General features: G+C 69.7%; 15 protein-coding genes. 11 read left to right on the forward strand and 4 right to left on the reverse strand.

Features of this window, described 5'->3' with window-relative positions:
- Positions 1-16 precede the first annotated feature (16 nt).
- Together ACR81A_RS00735 and ACR81A_RS00740 are read right to left on the reverse strand one after the other, a co-directional pair.
- Positions 17-940 carry an AEC family transporter gene (locus tag ACR81A_RS00735; protein WP_440312249.1) on the reverse strand — a complete coding sequence of 308 codons (924 nt, stop codon included), beginning with the start codon at positions 938-940 and terminating at the stop codon, positions 17-19.
- Positions 940-1,611, reverse strand: a complete 672-nt coding sequence (locus ACR81A_RS00740; RefSeq protein WP_202382550.1) for a TetR/AcrR family transcriptional regulator — start codon at positions 1,609-1,611, stop codon at positions 940-942. Before ACR81A_RS00740 ends, ACR81A_RS00735 begins: the two co-directional genes overlap by 1 nt.
- A gap of 112 nt (positions 1,612-1,723) precedes the next feature.
- Here ACR81A_RS00740 and ACR81A_RS00745 point away from each other — a divergent pair, with 112 nt between their 5' ends.
- Both ACR81A_RS00745 and ACR81A_RS00750 read left to right on the forward strand, forming a co-directional pair.
- Positions 1,724-3,361: an amidohydrolase gene (locus tag ACR81A_RS00745; protein WP_440312250.1), complete on the forward strand. Its 1,638-nt coding sequence runs from the start codon at positions 1,724-1,726 to the stop codon at positions 3,359-3,361.
- A gap of 125 nt (positions 3,362-3,486) precedes the next feature.
- Entirely contained in the window at positions 3,487-4,815 is a 1,329-nt protein-coding gene (locus ACR81A_RS00750) for a TRAP transporter large permease subunit (protein ID WP_440312251.1), read from the forward strand.
- Between the two features lie 22 nt (positions 4,816-4,837).
- Here the strand turns inward: ACR81A_RS00750 and ACR81A_RS00755 are convergent, their stop codons facing one another.
- Entirely contained in the window at positions 4,838-5,728 is an 891-nt protein-coding gene (locus ACR81A_RS00755) for an ArgP/LysG family DNA-binding transcriptional regulator (RefSeq protein WP_202382548.1), read from the reverse strand.
- Between the two features lie 171 nt (positions 5,729-5,899).
- On the opposite strand from ACR81A_RS00755, the gene lysE reads away from it, so the two are divergent.
- From lysE to codB, 3 genes are all read left to right on the forward strand, one after another.
- Entirely contained in the window at positions 5,900-6,508 is a 609-nt protein-coding gene (lysE, locus tag ACR81A_RS00760) for an L-lysine exporter (protein ID WP_202382547.1), read from the forward strand.
- A 92-nt stretch (positions 6,509-6,600) separates the two neighbouring features.
- A complete protein-coding gene (locus ACR81A_RS00765) occupies positions 6,601-7,116 on the forward strand; it encodes a nucleoside deaminase (protein ID WP_440312252.1) in 516 nt (171 codons plus the stop codon).
- Positions 7,113-8,447 carry a cytosine permease gene (codB, locus tag ACR81A_RS00770; RefSeq protein ID WP_440312253.1) on the forward strand — a complete coding sequence of 445 codons (1,335 nt, stop codon included), beginning with the start codon at positions 7,113-7,115 and terminating at the stop codon, positions 8,445-8,447. Before ACR81A_RS00765 ends, codB begins: the two co-directional genes overlap by 4 nt.
- Before the next feature lie 7 nt (positions 8,448-8,454).
- Here codB and ACR81A_RS00775 read toward each other — a convergent pair whose 3' ends face one another.
- Entirely contained in the window at positions 8,455-9,504 is a 1,050-nt protein-coding gene (locus ACR81A_RS00775) for a threonine aldolase family protein (protein ID WP_440312254.1), read from the reverse strand.
- Positions 9,505-9,618: 114 nt separating this feature from the next.
- On the opposite strand from ACR81A_RS00775, the gene ACR81A_RS00780 reads away from it, so the two are divergent.
- The 6 genes from ACR81A_RS00780 to ACR81A_RS00805 all read left to right on the forward strand — a co-directional run bounded on the left by ACR81A_RS00780 (position 9,619) and on the right by ACR81A_RS00805 (position 15,463).
- Positions 9,619-10,512 carry an ABC transporter ATP-binding protein gene (locus tag ACR81A_RS00780; RefSeq protein WP_440312255.1) on the forward strand — a complete coding sequence of 298 codons (894 nt, stop codon included), beginning with the start codon at positions 9,619-9,621 and terminating at the stop codon, positions 10,510-10,512.
- Entirely contained in the window at positions 10,509-11,360 is an 852-nt protein-coding gene (locus tag ACR81A_RS00785; protein ID WP_440312256.1) for an ABC transporter permease, read from the forward strand. Before ACR81A_RS00780 ends, ACR81A_RS00785 begins: the two co-directional genes overlap by 4 nt.
- 42 nt (positions 11,361-11,402) lie before the next feature.
- Entirely contained in the window at positions 11,403-12,728 is a 1,326-nt protein-coding gene (locus tag ACR81A_RS00790; RefSeq protein ID WP_440312257.1) for a sensor histidine kinase, read from the forward strand.
- Positions 12,725-13,378 (forward strand): response regulator, encoded by a 654-nt coding sequence (locus ACR81A_RS00795; protein WP_440312258.1) that lies wholly within the window; start codon positions 12,725-12,727, stop codon positions 13,376-13,378. Before ACR81A_RS00790 ends, ACR81A_RS00795 begins: the two co-directional genes overlap by 4 nt.
- Before the next feature lie 331 nt (positions 13,379-13,709).
- Positions 13,710-14,387 carry a response regulator transcription factor gene (locus ACR81A_RS00800; protein ID WP_202382539.1) on the forward strand — a complete coding sequence of 226 codons (678 nt, stop codon included), beginning with the start codon at positions 13,710-13,712 and terminating at the stop codon, positions 14,385-14,387.
- A complete protein-coding gene (locus tag ACR81A_RS00805) occupies positions 14,384-15,463 on the forward strand; it encodes a sensor histidine kinase (protein ID WP_440312259.1) in 1,080 nt (359 codons plus the stop codon). Before ACR81A_RS00800 ends, ACR81A_RS00805 begins: the two co-directional genes overlap by 4 nt.
- The last annotated feature ends 19 nt before the right edge of the window (positions 15,464-15,482 follow it).

Genomic DNA, 15,482 nt, shown 5'->3' on the forward strand with positions numbered 1-15,482 from the left:
GCGTGTGCGCTCTCAGCTATGACCCGCCAAGCGCCCAGGCGATGAACGCAATGACGGGGAGCGCCGCAAAGGTCGTGAGGAACACGGTGTCGCGCACCATCGTCTCGGCGCGACGATAGGTGGCCGCGTAGTTGTATACGTTCTGGGCGGTGGGCAGCGCGGCGATGATGGTCGCGACGAACACTTCGTGCGCGGAGAGGCCACACGCTGTCGCGAGCAGCCAGGCGACCGCGGGCATGGCGAGCACTTTCAGGCCCGACGCGGTGAAGACGGCCGCGCGCCCCGTGCCCGGCTGCAGCGCCCGCTGACCGCGCAGCGACATCCCGAAGCTCAGCAGCACCATCGGGATCGCGGCGCCGCCGAGCATCTCGATGGGGGCGAGCACGAGCTCGGGGATGGGGAGGCCGACCAGCGCGACGATGAGACCGGCGACCGAGGCGAGGATGATCGGGTTCGACGCGGCGCGGCCCAGGGCGACGAGTGCCCCGCGCTGATTGCCCCGCGTGGTCTCGAGGATTGCGAGCACCGCGGGGGCGAAGATGACCAGCTGCACGAGCAGCAGCGGGGCGACGTAGGCCGCGTCGCCGAGGATGTACACCGCGACCGGCAGGCCGAGATTGTTCGAGTTGACGTAGCCGGAGCAGGTGGCGCCGAGCGTGGTGGCTGCCAGGTCGCGCCGGAACCAGAGCCGTGAGGCGAGCACGAAGAGGGCCGCGACGATGAGGGCAGACAGGCTTGTGATCAGGATTACGGGGGAGAAGATGATGCCGGGATCGCTGTCGTGCAGCACCGCGAAGAGGAGGGCTGGGGTGGCCACAAAGAACGCCACGTTGTTGAGCACGCGCCGCTCTTCGCCGCGCACGACGCCGAAGCGTGCGGCCAGGTAGCCCGCGCCGATCACCCCGAGGATGAGCGCGAACCCCTGCAGCACACCGAGCATTAGGGGGCAGTGCTCCCTGCCGTGCGGAGGCCCGCGATGAGGGCGACGAGGCCAAACTCAAAGGTCTCCTCGGCGGTGCTGCGGCCCTGCGCGGTCGCGTGCGCGCGTGCGGCAAGTTCGGCGGCGGTGAGCGCCGGGGCGATCGCGGCATTGCTCGTGGGCCGGAGGTTGTCGTCGGGCGCGAGCGAGTCGAGGGCTGAGCCGATGATGAACGACTCGATCGCCACGAGCGCGGGCACGATGCGGTGCTCGGGGTAACCGTCGCGGCGCATGGCCGCAGCGATCCGCTCGTAATCGATGATCGACTCGGGCTCGTCAGCCACGGGCAGGGTTGCGAGCGCGGCGATGATGCCCGGGTGCGCGCCGAAGGTGGCGCGGTAGGCGCGGGCCCACGGCACGATCGCCGTGTGCCAGGGGAGCGCGTCGAAGCCGTGGTCGCCCACGCGCGCGGTGAGCTGGCCGCGCATCCCCGCGATCAGCTCGTCCTTTCCCGCGAAGTAGTGGTGCAGCGCCGAGGGGCGAACCTCCAGGCGGCGGGCAAGCGCGGCGAGGGTGAAATCGGCGCCGCGTACATCTGCGAGCTCGAACGCTGCGGTGAGAATCCGCTCGTGTGAGAGCACAGCGGTGCGCGGTCGCCCAGCCGCTCGGCGAGCCTCAGGCGCCGAAGTCATGGAACCCCCTTGTGCCGCGGTGTTTGCATTGCATATTGAATCTGCGTAAATTGATGGTGCTCCGCGTCACTTCGAGGATACGGGGTCTCACGAAACCCCGGGGGAGGACCGCGTGCCGAACACGAGCGCCGAGCTGATCATTTCTGGTGCCCGCGTGCACACCATGGTTGCAGGGGACGCCACACCGGCGCCGCGCTCCATTGCCATCGCCGATGGGCGCATCCTCGCGGTCGGCGAAGCCCAGGAGATTGCCGAGGCCTTCCGCGGTTCGAACACGCAGGTGGATGACGCGAGTGGTGCGACGATCACCCCCGGCCTCATCGACGCGCATCTCCACCCCATTCAGGGCGTGGAACTCTGCCAGGGCATCGACCTCGGCCGCGTCCGAGACGTTGCGGGTCTCCGGACGGCGCTCGCCGCAGAGGCTGAGCGCGTGCGCCGAGACACGAGCGACGGCTGGGTGCGGGCCTGGAACCTCGACTACGCCGTGTTCGAGGGCGCGCAGCTCACCTCAGCGCTCATCGACGAGGCGGTCGCCGGGGTGCCCGCAATGGTGTTCTTCTTCGACTTTCATACCGCGCTCGCGAGTACTGAGGCGCTGCGCCGCGCGGACATCACCGGTGCGCGCACCTTTGAGGACAGCTCGGAGATCGTCGTCGATGGCGCGGGTGTGCCCACCGGCGAGCTGCGCGAGGACAGCTCGTACCAGCCCATCCTCGAGGTCGCACCGAAACCGAGCACCGAGGAGACCCTCGAAGCCGCACGGGCGACGTTTGCGCGCATGCGCCGCTCCGGGCTCACGGGCGGCACCATCATGGATGGCAACTCCGGCACCCTCGACCTGCTCGAGGCGCTCGACTCTTCGGGCCTCGGCCTGCCCGTACGCATCGTGAGCGCGATGGACGTGAAGCCCGTCTACACCGCCGCGGAGCGCGCCGCCATCGCCGCGCAGCGTGACCGCGCCGGAAACCGCTGGCGCGGTGGCGTGATCAAGCTCTACGCCGACGGGGTGATCGACACGGGCGCCGGCTGGCTCTACGAGGCCGACGCCGACGGACAGGGGCTCGACGGCTTCTGGCCCGACCAGGCCGACTTCGTCGCCGCCGTGCAGGAGTTCCACGCCGCAGGCTTCCAGATCGCCACGCACGCGATCGGCGATCGCGCGGTCGGCGAAACGATCACCGCGTACGAGACCGTCGGGAGCCGGGCGCTCTCCGGCGTGCCGCACCGCATCGAACACCTGGAGACGCTCGACCCCCGCGATCTTGCGCGGCTCGCCGAGACGGGCATCACCGCCTCGCTGCAGCTGCCCCACCTGCAGTGGCGCATCGCCGACGGCAGTGATGAGTGGGCACGCCGCCTGGGCCCCGTGCGCGCGGCGCGCGCATGGGCAGCCGGTAGCGTGCTGCGCGCCGGCGCCCCCCTGGCGCTCGGTTCGGACTGGCCCATCGCCGATCTCGACGCGCGTGTGGGCCTTGCCTGGTCGATGCTGCGCCGCGAACCCGGCGCGCGCGACGCGTTCGTGTACGAGCCCGAGGAGCGGCTGACCGCCGCGGAGGCGCTGCACGGTTACACGCGAGGCGCCGCCCTCGCGCAGGGCGACGACGACCTGGGCGTGATCCGTCCGGGCGCTCGCGCCGACCTTGCCGTGTGGGCCGAGGACCCGCTCGACACCCCCGGCGATGATCTCGTCGAACTCCCCGTACTGGCCACCTACCTCGACGGCCTGCACACCTCACACGAGGGCTGACGCGCGGGCACTCGCCCGACACCGCCCTCTCCCTTCCGCCCGCGGCACAGCCGCCGCCCGCCCGAAAGGCCACCGTGGTCCAAAACACAGCCCTGGCGTTGCTGCCAGTTCTCACCGTTCTTATCGTGTCGGTGCTCACCAAGCGCGCACTGTTCGGCCTGCTCTCGGGCGTGCTCGTTGGCACGATCCTGCTGGGCGGGTGGGGATTCTTTGACACCTTCGTCGGCGCCTTCGGGGCCTCGCTGACCAACGAGACCGTGCACTGGCTCGCGCTCGTCGTGGTGCTCTTTGGCATCCTCATCGCCTATTTCAACGCATCGGGCGCCGCGAACGACTTTGCGCGGTGGACCGAGGGCTTCGTGAACTCGCGCCGCAAGTCGCTACTGCTCACCTGGTTGCTGACCATCGCGCTGTTCATCGATGACTACCTGAACGCGCTCACCGTCGGCACCTCCATGAAGCGCGTCACCGACCGGCACGGCGTGCCCCGCACCATGGTCGGCACGATCGTCAAGATGACCTCCGCACCCATTGCCGTGATCATCCCGTTCTCTACCTGGGCCGTGTTCTTCTCCGCGCTGCTCGAGCAAGACGGCGTGACCGTGAACGGCTCGGGCTTCGGCGCGTACCTCTCGGGGCTTCCCACCATCTTCTTCGGCTGGTTCGCGCTCGCGATCGGCCTGCTGCTTGCCCTGGGCGTGCTGCCGCTCGTTGGGCCGCTGAAGCGTGAACAGGCGCGCGTTGCCCGCACCGGGGACACCCTGCCCGAGGGGCTCACGCCTGAGGAGCGCGCGTTCGAGCTCGCCGAAGACGGGCAGCAGAGCACGCGGCCCCTGCCGTTCAACTTCCTGATCCCGATCGTCACGCTCGTGCTCGTGACCATCTTCACCGAGGTCGACATCATCAAGGGCGCCGCGGCCGCGGTCGTGGTCGCGATCATCCTCTACGTCGCACAGCGCCGCCTCACGCTGAAGGGCGTGCTCGACCAGGCGTTCGAGGGCATCACGAGCATGGGCTACGTGATGGTGCTCTTCGTGCTCGCGTTCATGATGCAGCAGATCAACATCGATCTGCAGCTTGCCGACTGGATCATCGACGCCACCCAGCCCGTGATGTACGGCGCGCTGCTGCCCGCCGTTGTCTTCCTCGTGTGCGGCATCTACGCCTACGCGACCGGCGCGTTCTGGGACCTCGCCGTGGTGATCACGCCCGTCGTGCTGCCGCTCGCGATTGGCATGGGCGTTGACCCCGTGCTCGCCGGCACGGCAGTCTTCTCGGGCGCCGCCCTCGGTTCGACCACCTGCATGTACGGCGACGGTATGGTGCTTGCCGCGAAGTCGGTGGGCGTGAAACCGCTCAGCCTGATGCTCTCGATCCTGCCTTACGCGGGCGCGGCGGCGGTGCTGTCGTTCATCGCGTACCTGATCGCGGGCTACGCGAGCTTCGGCGGCTAGGACGCCTCGGGCGTCCGCCGCATCAGCGGGCGCCCAATGCGGTGGCCGCCTCCTCTTCGATCACCCGAGACAGGGTGTCGAGCACGGGGGAGCGCAGTTTCCATCGCTGCCAGTAGAGCGGTAGCTCGATCGCGGAGGCGGGGTCGAGCTCGACCATCCGCCCCGCGGCGAGCGGTTCCGTGCACTGCAGCTCGGGCAGCATGCCCCAGCCCATGCCGAGCTCGACTGCGAGGGCGAACTCGGCGGACGAGGGCACAAAGTGGCGTGGCGGGTGCACATCGGCGCGCGTCACCTTCCGGAGGAAGCGCTGCTGAAACGCGTCGTGCCGATCGAACTCCACCGCGGGCGCGCGGCGAAGCGCCTCAACCGTGAGGCCGCTCGGGAAGTGCTCGGCCACGAACTCGGGGCTCGCCACCGCGCGGTACCGGTCGGTGCCCACCCGCGTCGACGTGCAGCCGGGCACGGGCTCGCGGGTGGCGGTGAGCGCGGCCATCACCTCACCCCGGCGGAGCCGCTCCGTCGACACAGTCTCGTCGGCGCGCAGCACCTCGAAACGAGCGCCGGTTTCGCGGGCCGCGCGGGCGAGCGCGGGCACGACCCAGGTGGCGAGCGAGTCTGCATTCACGACGATCGGGATCAGGGTGCCCGCCGCCGGCCCGGCCCCCAGCTCGGCGGCCACATCGTCGGCAACGCGGGCGATCTGCCGGGCCGCCCGCAGTGCGGCTGCGCCCGCCTCCGTGACCGCGACCGGGCGGGTGCGCTGCACGAGCACGGAGCCCACCCGCTCCTCGAGTGCGCGCACGCGCTGGCTCACCGCTGAGGGGGTGATGTGCAGGCGCCGCGCCGCGCCCTCGAAGCTGCCCTCATCGATGACCGCGGTGAAGGTGGCCAGGTGTTCGACGGGAAAGTCCACGGTGCTCCTGTGCTGAAGGGTGGTCGGTGCGCATGCGGGCGCTCCGGTGGTAGGGCACGCGACGGCCTCTGCGCGGCAGCCGCCTGCTTCTGAAGCAAATCTTACGATGCATGAGAATATTCAGGCACGCTGAACTTGGAACGCCGGCCCGCCTGGCCCTAGCGTCGAAGCATGATCGTCCCCTTCCTCGTCGGTATCGGCAGCGGCTTCTCCCTCATCGTCGCGATTGGCGCCCAAAACGCATTCGTGCTGCGCCAGGGCATCCGCCGGGAGCACGTGCTGCCCGTCGTGCTCATCTGCGGCCTCACCGACGCGCTCCTCGAAACCCTCGGTGTCGCGGGGATCGGCTACCTGATCGAGCGAGCGCCACTCGTGCTTGAGATCGTGCGCTGGGGCGGCGTCGCCTTCCTGCTCTGGTACGCCTGGTCGGCCGCGCGGCGCGCGATGAAGCCCGAGGTGCTGGTCGCAGACTCCGGCTCGGCGGGATCGCTCAAGCGCACGATTCTCGCCTGCCTCGCGATCACCTACCTGAACCCGCACGTCTATCTCGACACCGTGGTGCTCATGGGCTCGATCGGCAACGCGCAGGGCGATCCGGGGCGCTGGTGGTTCGCGCTCGGCGGCGCGCTCGCAAGCATCGCCTGGTTCTTCCTGCTCGGGTACGGCGCACGCGCGCTCACCCGCTTCTTCGCGACCCCGCGCTCGTGGCGCATCCTCGACGGAGTCGTGGCGGGTGTGATGCTCATCATCGCGGCGCGGCTCGCATTCGGCGGCATGTAGCTCGGGGTCGATCAGCTCCGGCTCCGGGAGTGCGGGATCCGTGCGCCCCGCGCCGACCATGCAGGCATCCGGCGCGCGGTACGATTTGAGTCATGGCATTGAGCGACAACGACCGGAAATACCTCGACCTCGCGATCGAGCAGGCGCAGCTCGGTTGGGACGAGGGCGGGGTGCCGATCGGCGCCGCACTCGTGCACCATGGACCGGAGGGCGACCGCGTGCTCGCCGTGGGCCGCAATCGCCGCGTGCAGGACGGCAGCGTGATCCGTCACGGCGAGACCGACTGCCTCGAGCGCGCCGGCCGCCTCCCCGCAAGCGTGTACCGCGAGTGCACCCTTTACACGACGCTGTCGCCCTGCACGATGTGTGCGGGCACCGCGATCCTCTACGACATTCCGCGCATCGTGATCGGCGAGAGCGACAGCTTTGAGGCGTCCGAGGAGTGGCTGCGCAGCAAGGGCGTCGAGCTCGTCGCAGCCGACGACGACACCTGCCGCGAGCTCATGCAGCGCATGATGGACGAGCGCCCCGAGGTCTGGGCTGAGGACATCGGCGTGGAGACCGAGGAGCTCGGCACGGCCGCAGCGGGCATCGAGCCCCGCGCGTGAGCCGGGACACGTCCCCCGAGCCCACCGCCCAGGATCGCGTCACGCAGGAACCGCCCGCGGCCGACGCACGCGTCGTTGACCCCGACTACCCGGTGACCCCGGTCCCGCAGCACGCGCGCAAGGGCTTCTTCTCGCTCATGGTGGTGCTGCTCGGCTTCACCGTGTTCACGCCCACCATGCTGGCCGGCGCATCGCTCGGCCAGGCGTTCGGGCTGCGAGACCTGCTCGTGGTCATTGCGATCGGCTCCCTCGTGCTCGGCGCGTACGTTGCGGTGCTCGGCTGGATCGGCGCCCGCACGGGCCTCACTACCGTGGTCATGGCGCGCTACACGCTCGGCACCCGCGGCTCGAAGCTCGCATCCGTGCTGCTCGGTGGCACGCAGATCGGCTGGTACGGCGTGGTGGTCGGCACGATCGGCGAACTCACGGCGCAGGCGTTCGAGTGGAATGGATTCGGGCCGCGCGCGGTCGTCATGATCGTGGTGAGCGCGCTGATGTGCGCCACCGCCGTCTACGGGTACCGCGGCATGTACTGGGTGTCGCTCATCTCGACTCCGCTGATCCTGATCCTTGCGTTCTGGGTGATGTTCCGCTCGCTCGAAGAGGTGGGCGGCTGGGCCGGCCTCGCCGCGATCGAGCCCGCTGGCGAGATGACGCTTGCCGTCGCGGTGACCACCGTGGTCGGCACCTTCGTCTCCGCAGGAACGCAGGCGCCCAACTGGACCCGCTTCGGCCGCACCGGAAAGCAGGCGGTCATCGCGTGTGTCGTCGGCTTCCTCATCGGCAACGGCCTGATGATCTTCTTCGGCGCGATCGGGGCGATCACGTTTGGCGAGGGCGACTTCGTGCTCGTGCTCTTCCAGCTCGGTCTCATCGGCTGGGGCCTGTTCCTGCTGTTCGGCAACCTCTGGAAGTCGAACGCAGATGCGGCGTACTCCTTCGGCGTCGCGGGGGCAGAGCTCTTCGAGCGACCCAGCAAGACCCCGTTCGTCATCGCGGGTTCCATCATCGGCACCGTGCTTGCGCTTCTCGGAGTGGGTGAGCACCTGCCGCAGTACCTCGGCCTGCTCGGCACGTTCATCCCGCCGCTCGGCGGCGTGATCATCGGCGACTACCTGGCACGCTGGCGGCGCACGCAGATGCCAGAGGGTGAGGCGCTGCCGCGCTTCAACTGGCTGAACCTCGGCGTGTACGCAGTCGCCTGCGCGCTCGCGTGGGGCGCCGGCGAGCTCGGGATCGGGATCCCGCCCGTCGTGGGTATCATCGCCGCGCTGGTGCTCGCGTTCGCGCTGTCGCGATTCACCCCGCGCCGCGCGCCGCAGGCGGCGTAGCGCAGCCTCAGCCCGCGAGCGCGGCGAGGAGCGCGTCGACGTCCTCGGGCGTCGTGTCCCACGCGCACATGAGGCGGTAAAGCTCAGGATCCCCGGGCCAGGCGCCGAACGCGAAGCGCTCCTGCGCGCGGGCGGCGGTGGCCTGGGGCATCGTCGCGAACACGGCGTTTGAGGCAACGGGCTGCGCGATCCCAATCTGCTCGATTGCCTCGATGCCCGCCGCGAGCCGCGCCGCCATCGCGTTCGCGTGGCTCGCGGATCGGTGCCACAGGTCGCCGCCGTAGAGCGCGAGCAACTGCGCGGAAATGAAACGCATCTTCGAGGCGAGCTGCAGGTTGATCTTGCGCAGGAACTTCATGCCCGGCGCGGCTTCCGGCCGCAAGACGAGGACGGCCTCGGCGCCGAGCAGTCCGTTCTTCGTGCCGCCGAGGCTCAGCAGATCGGCGCCCACCTCGCTCGTCAGGGCCGCGAGCGAGACGCCGAGGTGGGCGGCCGCGTTGCCGAGCCGCGAGCCGTCGACGTGTAACACCATGCCGTGCTCGTGCGCGAAATCGGCGAGCGCGCGAAGCTCATCCGGCGTGTAGCAGGTGCCGAGCTCGGTGACCTGCGAGACGGAGAGTGCGAGCGGCTGCGAGCGGTGCTCCGAGCCGAATCCCCACGCCTCGCGTGCGGCAAGCTCGGGGGTGAGTTTGCCGTCCGGGGTGTCCACCGTCAGCAGCTTGAGGCCGCCGGTCTTTTCCGGGGCACCCGCTTCGTCGCCGTTGATGTGGGCCGTGCGGGGGGTGATCACCGCGCCCCAGCGGGGCAGCGCGGCCTGGAGCGCGAGCACGTTCGCGCCGGTGCCGTTGAACACCGGGAACGCCTCGGTCTCGGAGCCGAAGAGGGTGCGCGCGAGCTCCTGGAACTCGGCGGTCCACGGGTCGCCGCCGTAGGCCGGAGCGTGGCCGGCGTTCGCTGTTGCGAGGGCGCTGAGGACCTCCGGGTGCACGCCGGCCCAATTGTCGGACGCGAATGAGCGGGGAAGTGGGCTGGGCGTAGAAGCTGCGGTGCTGGTCACCGTTCCAGCCTACGCCCGGCCAGACCCACGCCGCGCGCATCCACCGACCGGTGGATGCGGAAATCCGTCGCTTGGTCGCTGCCGCCCGGCGCGCGTTGCCGCGAGGCTAGAGGCATGATCCACGAACGTGACGCGGCCCCCATCCGGGTGCGCGGACTGCAGAAACGATACGGCGACCGCGAGGTGCTTGCCGGCCTCGACCTCGACGTGGCGCCAGGTGAAACCTACGCGCTGCTCGGGCCGAATGGTGCGGGCAAGAGCACCGCGATCGAAATCCTCGAGGGGGTGCGCCGGGCCGACGCCGGCGAGGTGCGCGTGCTGGGCGAAGATCCGCTCGCCGCTCCACGCTCGTGGCGGGCCGAGATCGGCATCGTGGCGCAGAGTACCGGCGATGCCGGGCCGTACACCCCGCGCGAGCTCATCTCGCACTTCGGTGCGCTCTATGCGCGACCGCGCGGCGTCGACGAGGTGCTTGCGCTTGTTGGTCTCACGGAGCAGGCCGGCGTGCGCGCATCGAAGCTCTCGGGCGGGCAGCAGCGCCGCCTCGACGTCGCGCTCGGTATCGTGGGGCGCCCCCGACTGGTGTTCCTCGACGAGCCGACGACGGGTTTTGACCCCGCCGCCCGGCGCCAGTTCTGGGAGATGCTCGAGGGGCTCGCAGGGGAGGGGGTGGCGATCCTGCTCACCACCCACTACCTCGACGAGGCGGCGCGGCTCGCGGATCGCGTGGGTGTGCTCGCGGGCGGGCGCATCGTTGCGGAGGCCCCGCCCGCGGAGCTCGGCGGCGCCGAATCGCGTGTCCCAGTGGTGAGTTGGCGCGATGCGGCCGGTGTGCTTCACGAGGAGCGCAGCGAGGCGCCCGCGGCGCGTGTGGCGCAGCTGCGGGAGGCGGCGCTCGCAGCGGGGATCCCGGGCGGCGAGCCCGGCGAGCTGCAGGTGCGGCGCCCGGATCTTGAAGAGGTGTATCTCGGGCTGATCGCCCAGAACGGACAGGAGGACGCGCGATGACGCAGACAGTGGAGCGGGCGGCCGGCCCGCGGGCGCGCGGCGGCGTGCTCAGCGATGGCGTGCGCGCAATCGGATTCGAACTGCGCGGGTACTTCCGCGTGCCCGACACTGTGTTCTTCACCTTCCTCTTTCCGATCATGCTCCTCGGTATCTTCGGCGCAGCGTTCCAATCGATGGGCGAGGTGGGGCAGCTGCCCGACGGCACCGGGGGCGTCTCGATGGCGGCGTACTACCTGCCCGGGCTTGTTGCCGCTGGTCCGCTGCTCGCGGGTGTGCAGAATCTTGCGATCGACATCGCGCGCGAGCGCAGCGATGGCTGGCTGCGCCGGCTCGGGGGCACTCCGCTCTCGCCCGTCAGCTACTTCATTGGCAAGATCGGCGTGACGCTCATCACCTCGGTGCTGCAACTCGCGCTGCTGCTCACCTTCGCCGTGGTGGCATTTGGTGTTGAGCTGCCGAGTGAGCCGGAGGCCTGGCTGCGCCTCACCTGGCTGTTCCTCCTCGGTATCGCGACGATGACCCTTCTCGGTGTCGCGCTCTCGGCGCTGCCGCGCTCGTCGCGCAGCGCCTCGGCGGTCGTGATCCCGGTGGTGCTCGTTCTGCAGTTCATCTCTGGCATCTACCTGCAGTTCACCATGCTGCCCGAGTGGCTCCAGCACGTTGCATCGGTGTTCCCGCTGAAGTGGCTCGCGCAGGGCATGCGCAGCGTATTCCTGCCCGACCACCTGGCGGCAGCCGAGCTCTCCGGCAGTTGGGAGATCGGCACGGTCGCGCTCGTGCTCGCGGGATGGCTTATTGCGGGTCTTGTGGTGAGCCTCCTGACGTTCCGGTGGCAGCGTCGGTCGTAAGCCGGGCCGCGAAATGTCCGGGGCCCGTGAGAGAGTGATGCCATGAGCGCGCAGACCGAGCACCGACCTCACCCGCTGCGGTGGTGGGACCTCGGGGTCGTCGTGCTCGTGCTCGTCATGTGCGTGCCGGGCGGCATTGGTGCACTGAACTGGGCGAGCGGCGGGGGCCTCGCCGCGAGCGACGTGCTGGCGCCACTCACGGTGCTGGGCGCGTTCGTGGTGCTGTACGCCGTGCTCGGCCGCCCGGCACTGCGCCGCGCCGCGTTCGACGAGCCGCGGATCTGGTGGGATCTCGTGTTCCTCGCCGGTGTCGTGTTCGTTGTCGGGCTCGGGGCGGCGGTGAGCACCAGCTTCGCCACGCTGCAGGCCATCGTCTACCCCATGATTTGGGTGATCGCGGGCGTCGGCGCCTCAGACGTTGCGCGGTTCGGCGCGCGCGCTGCAAGGCGGCGGGGGCGATTGCGCGCGGTCGCCTGGAGCGCGGTGCTTGCGCTGATCATTACGGTGGGCGCCGGCGTTTCCTTCCTCCGCCATGACGTGCCGAACCCGATGCTCACCGCTGCGGGCATCGGCGGCGCCTCGTTCACCTTCGCGGTGATTTTGGGCATGTGGATCACGTCGATCTACGAGCAGGGGGAGCGGCACCGCGAACTCGCGGAGCAACTGCGTCTCGCGCAGGCCGAGGTCGCTGAACTGTCGGTGGCGCGCGGGGCCGCGACGGAGCGCGAGCGGCTGTCACGCGAACTGCACGATACGCTCACGCAGACCCTCGCGGGGCTTGTCATGCTGAGCGAGCAGACCGAGCGCGCGCTCGCCGCAGGCGATTCCGCGCGGGCCGCCGAGCGCGCGGGCCGGGTGTCGGCAGCAGCGCGCGAGTCGGTGGCCGAGGCGCGGGCACTCGTCGCAACCACGCAACCGCTCGGCGAGAGCGGGTTGAATGCGTCGCTCGAGCGGGTCGCGGCGCGCCTGGAGGCGGACACCGGCTTGGCCGTGGAGTGTGTCCTTGAGGACGTGCCGCTTGATCGCGAGCAGCAGGTCGTGCTTCTGCGCGCGGCGCAGGAGGGCCTCGCGAACGCCCGCAAGCATGCCCGTGCAACGCGCGTCACGCTCACCCTCACCGGTTTCCCCGGGGGCGGCGCGCTGCTGCGCGTGGTCGACAATGGGGTGGGGCCCGCGCACACTGCCGCGGAACACGATGGCTCGGCTCAGGCTTCGCCCGGTGCGGCGGTCGGCGGTTTCGGGCTCACCGGTCTTGCGGAGCGAGCGCGGGCCATCGGAGGCGCCGTGCAGTTTGGTGCGGCCGAGCACGCGGGTTCCGTGCTGGAGGTGCGGCTGTCGCCGCGCACGATGGAAGGGGGCCGCGAATGAGCCGAGTGCTCGTGGTCGATGACCACCCGATTGTGCGCGCCGGGATTGTCGGCCTGCTGGAAACTGAGGCCGGTGTCACCGTGGTGGGGGAGGCAGAATCAGGCGAGGCCGCGCTCGCGCTGCTCGGTGATGCGCAGCCCGACGTGGTGCTGATGGACTTGCGCATGCCGGGAATGGGTGGGGTGGAAGCGACCCGGCGCATCGCGCGCGGCGAGTATCCGGGCGCGGCCGCCGCCGCTCCCGGTGTGCTGGTGTTCACCACCTACGAAGAGGACGAGCAGATCCTCGCCGCAATCGAGGCGGGGGCGAGTGGGTACCTCGTGAAGGCAGCCCCGGCCGCCGAACTGCTTGCCGCCGTTGAAGCGGTTGCGGCGGGCCAGACCGTCCTTGCGCCGTCGATCGCCGCCCAACTCGTTGCGCGCATGCGCACCCCTGTTGCGCGGCCGCGGCTCACACCCCGCGAGACCGAGATTCTTGGGCTCGTCGCGCAGGGTCTCAGCAACCCCGAGATCGCCGCTCAGCTGGTCATCGGCGAGTCGACCGTGAAGACTCACCTGCTGCACATCTTCGAGAAGCTCGAGGTGTCCGATCGGACCCGCGCGGTGACCCGCGCATTCGAGTACGGAATCCTCGTTTCCCCAGGTTTTTAACACGTTCTCCACAAGACTGTCCCCAGCCTGTGGAGAATTACACAGCTGTAGTTTTTCGGGCCGGGTTCATGGAGCGAATTCTTTGAGTTCCGCGGAATCACGGGGATTTCCGGGGAGTTTCGTGTCGAATCGAGGCGAGGTTCGGGCGTGCCATCGGCGCAGTTGGGCGGCGCGCTGCGACAGGCCGGGCGCGTCGATCCCCACTATTCACAAGCGGTGGACGAATCTATCCACAAGCTGGGGAAAGGTCTGTGGATGGAAACTACACGTGTGTAGTTCTGGCGCGAAAATCAATACGCCCGCGATACGCGCAGGCTCGTAGCATGGAGCCATGCGCGTGTTACTCGTAGAAGACGAGCCAGCTCTGGCCGAGGCAATTCGCGATGGTTTGCGCCTCGAAGCGATCGCGGCAGACATCGCGGGTGACGGCGACACCGCGCTCGAGCTGCTCAGCGTGAACGAGTACGACCTCGCGGTGCTTGACCGTGACATTCCGGGCCCCTCGGGGGACGAGGTGGCCGCACGAATCGTCGAGTCGGGCTCCGGGATCCCGATCCTCATGCTCACCGCGGCCGATCGGCTCGACGATAAGGCCTCCGGGTTTGAGCTCGGTGCCGACGACTACCTCACGAAGCCCTTCGAGCTGCAGGAACTCGTGCTGCGCTTGCGCGCCCTCGACCGTCGCCGAGCGCACCACCGCCCGCCCGTGCGCGAGATTGCGGGGCTGCGGGTCGACCCCTTCCGGCGCGAAGTGTTCCGAGAGGGCAAGTACGTGGCGCTCACGCGAAAGCAGTTTGCGGTGCTGGAAGTACTCGTGGCGGCGGAGGGCGGCGTGGTGAGTGCCGAACAACTGCTCGAGCGCGCCTGGGACGAGAACGCAGACCCCTTCACGAACGCCGTGCGCATCACCGTGTCGGCGCTGCGCAAGCGGCTCGGCGAGCCCGGCATTATCTCGACGGTTCCCGGTGTGGGGTACCGGATCGAGGCGGGCGAGGCGGAGCCCGCGTGACCCGGCCGCCGGGGTTCAGTGCGCGGCTGAAGCTCACGCTCAGCTACGTCGCGTTCCTGATGCTCTCCGGCGTCGCGCTGCTCGCGGTCGTGTGGGGCTTCTTGCTGCGCTACGTGCCGCAGGACGCGGCGCTGATCTACGAGATCTTCATGCCCGGCCGCGACGACCTCGTGCGTGCATTCCTGCCGGCAGCAGCGTGGGCCCTCGTCTTCCTGCTGGTCGTCGCCGTCGTCGGCGGCTGGCTGCTTGCCGGGCGCATGCTCGCACCGCTCGCGAAGATCACCGCCGTCGCGCGTGCCGCAGGGGCGGGTGATCTCGGTGCGCGGGTGCGGCTCGAGGGGCCGGGCGACGAGTTTCGTGAGCTCGCCGACAGCTTCGACGCGATGCTCGCGCAACTGCAGGCAAACGTCGGCGAACATCAGCGCTTCGCGGCGAACGCCTCGCACGAGCTCCGCACTCCGCTGGCGATCACCCGCACCACGCTTGAGGTTGCCCGGCGCGATCCCGAACTCGATCCGGCAGCGCTGATCGACCGCTTGTCGACCGTGAACGAGCGCGCAATCGAGCTCACTGAAGCGCTGCTCCTCCTGAGCCGGAGCGGTCAGCGATCCTTCACGCCCGAGCGCGTCGACCTCTCACTGCTCGCTGAAGAGGCCATCGAGACGCTCCTGCCCCTTGCCGAACGTCACGGGGTGGCGCTCGAAGTGGACGGCCCAGCGGTGTTCGCGAGCGGCTCACCCGCGCTGCTCCTGCAGCTCATCACGAACCTTGTGCACAACGGGATCGTCTACAACCTGCCCGCCGCGGGCACCGTGCGGATCGAGACGCGGCAGGGCGAGGGCGTCGTCGAAGTGAGCGTGTCGAACACGGGCCCCGTGCTTGACGCTGAGCTCGTGCGCACGCTGACCGAGCCGTTTCAGCGGGGTGCCACGCGCACCCGCCGCAACTCCGCGGGGGTGGGGCTCGGCCTCGCGATTGTGGAGAGCATCGTGCGCGTGCATGACGGAGCCCTGGTGCTCACCCCGCAGCCGGAGGGCGGCCTGCGCGCCACGGCCTGGCTCCCCGCCGCCCCCTGAATCGGGGTCACTAGGGCAG

Source organism: Leucobacter chromiireducens, from assembly GCF_051993095.1.
GTDB lineage: Bacteria > Actinomycetota > Actinomycetes > Actinomycetales > Microbacteriaceae > Leucobacter > Leucobacter chromiireducens.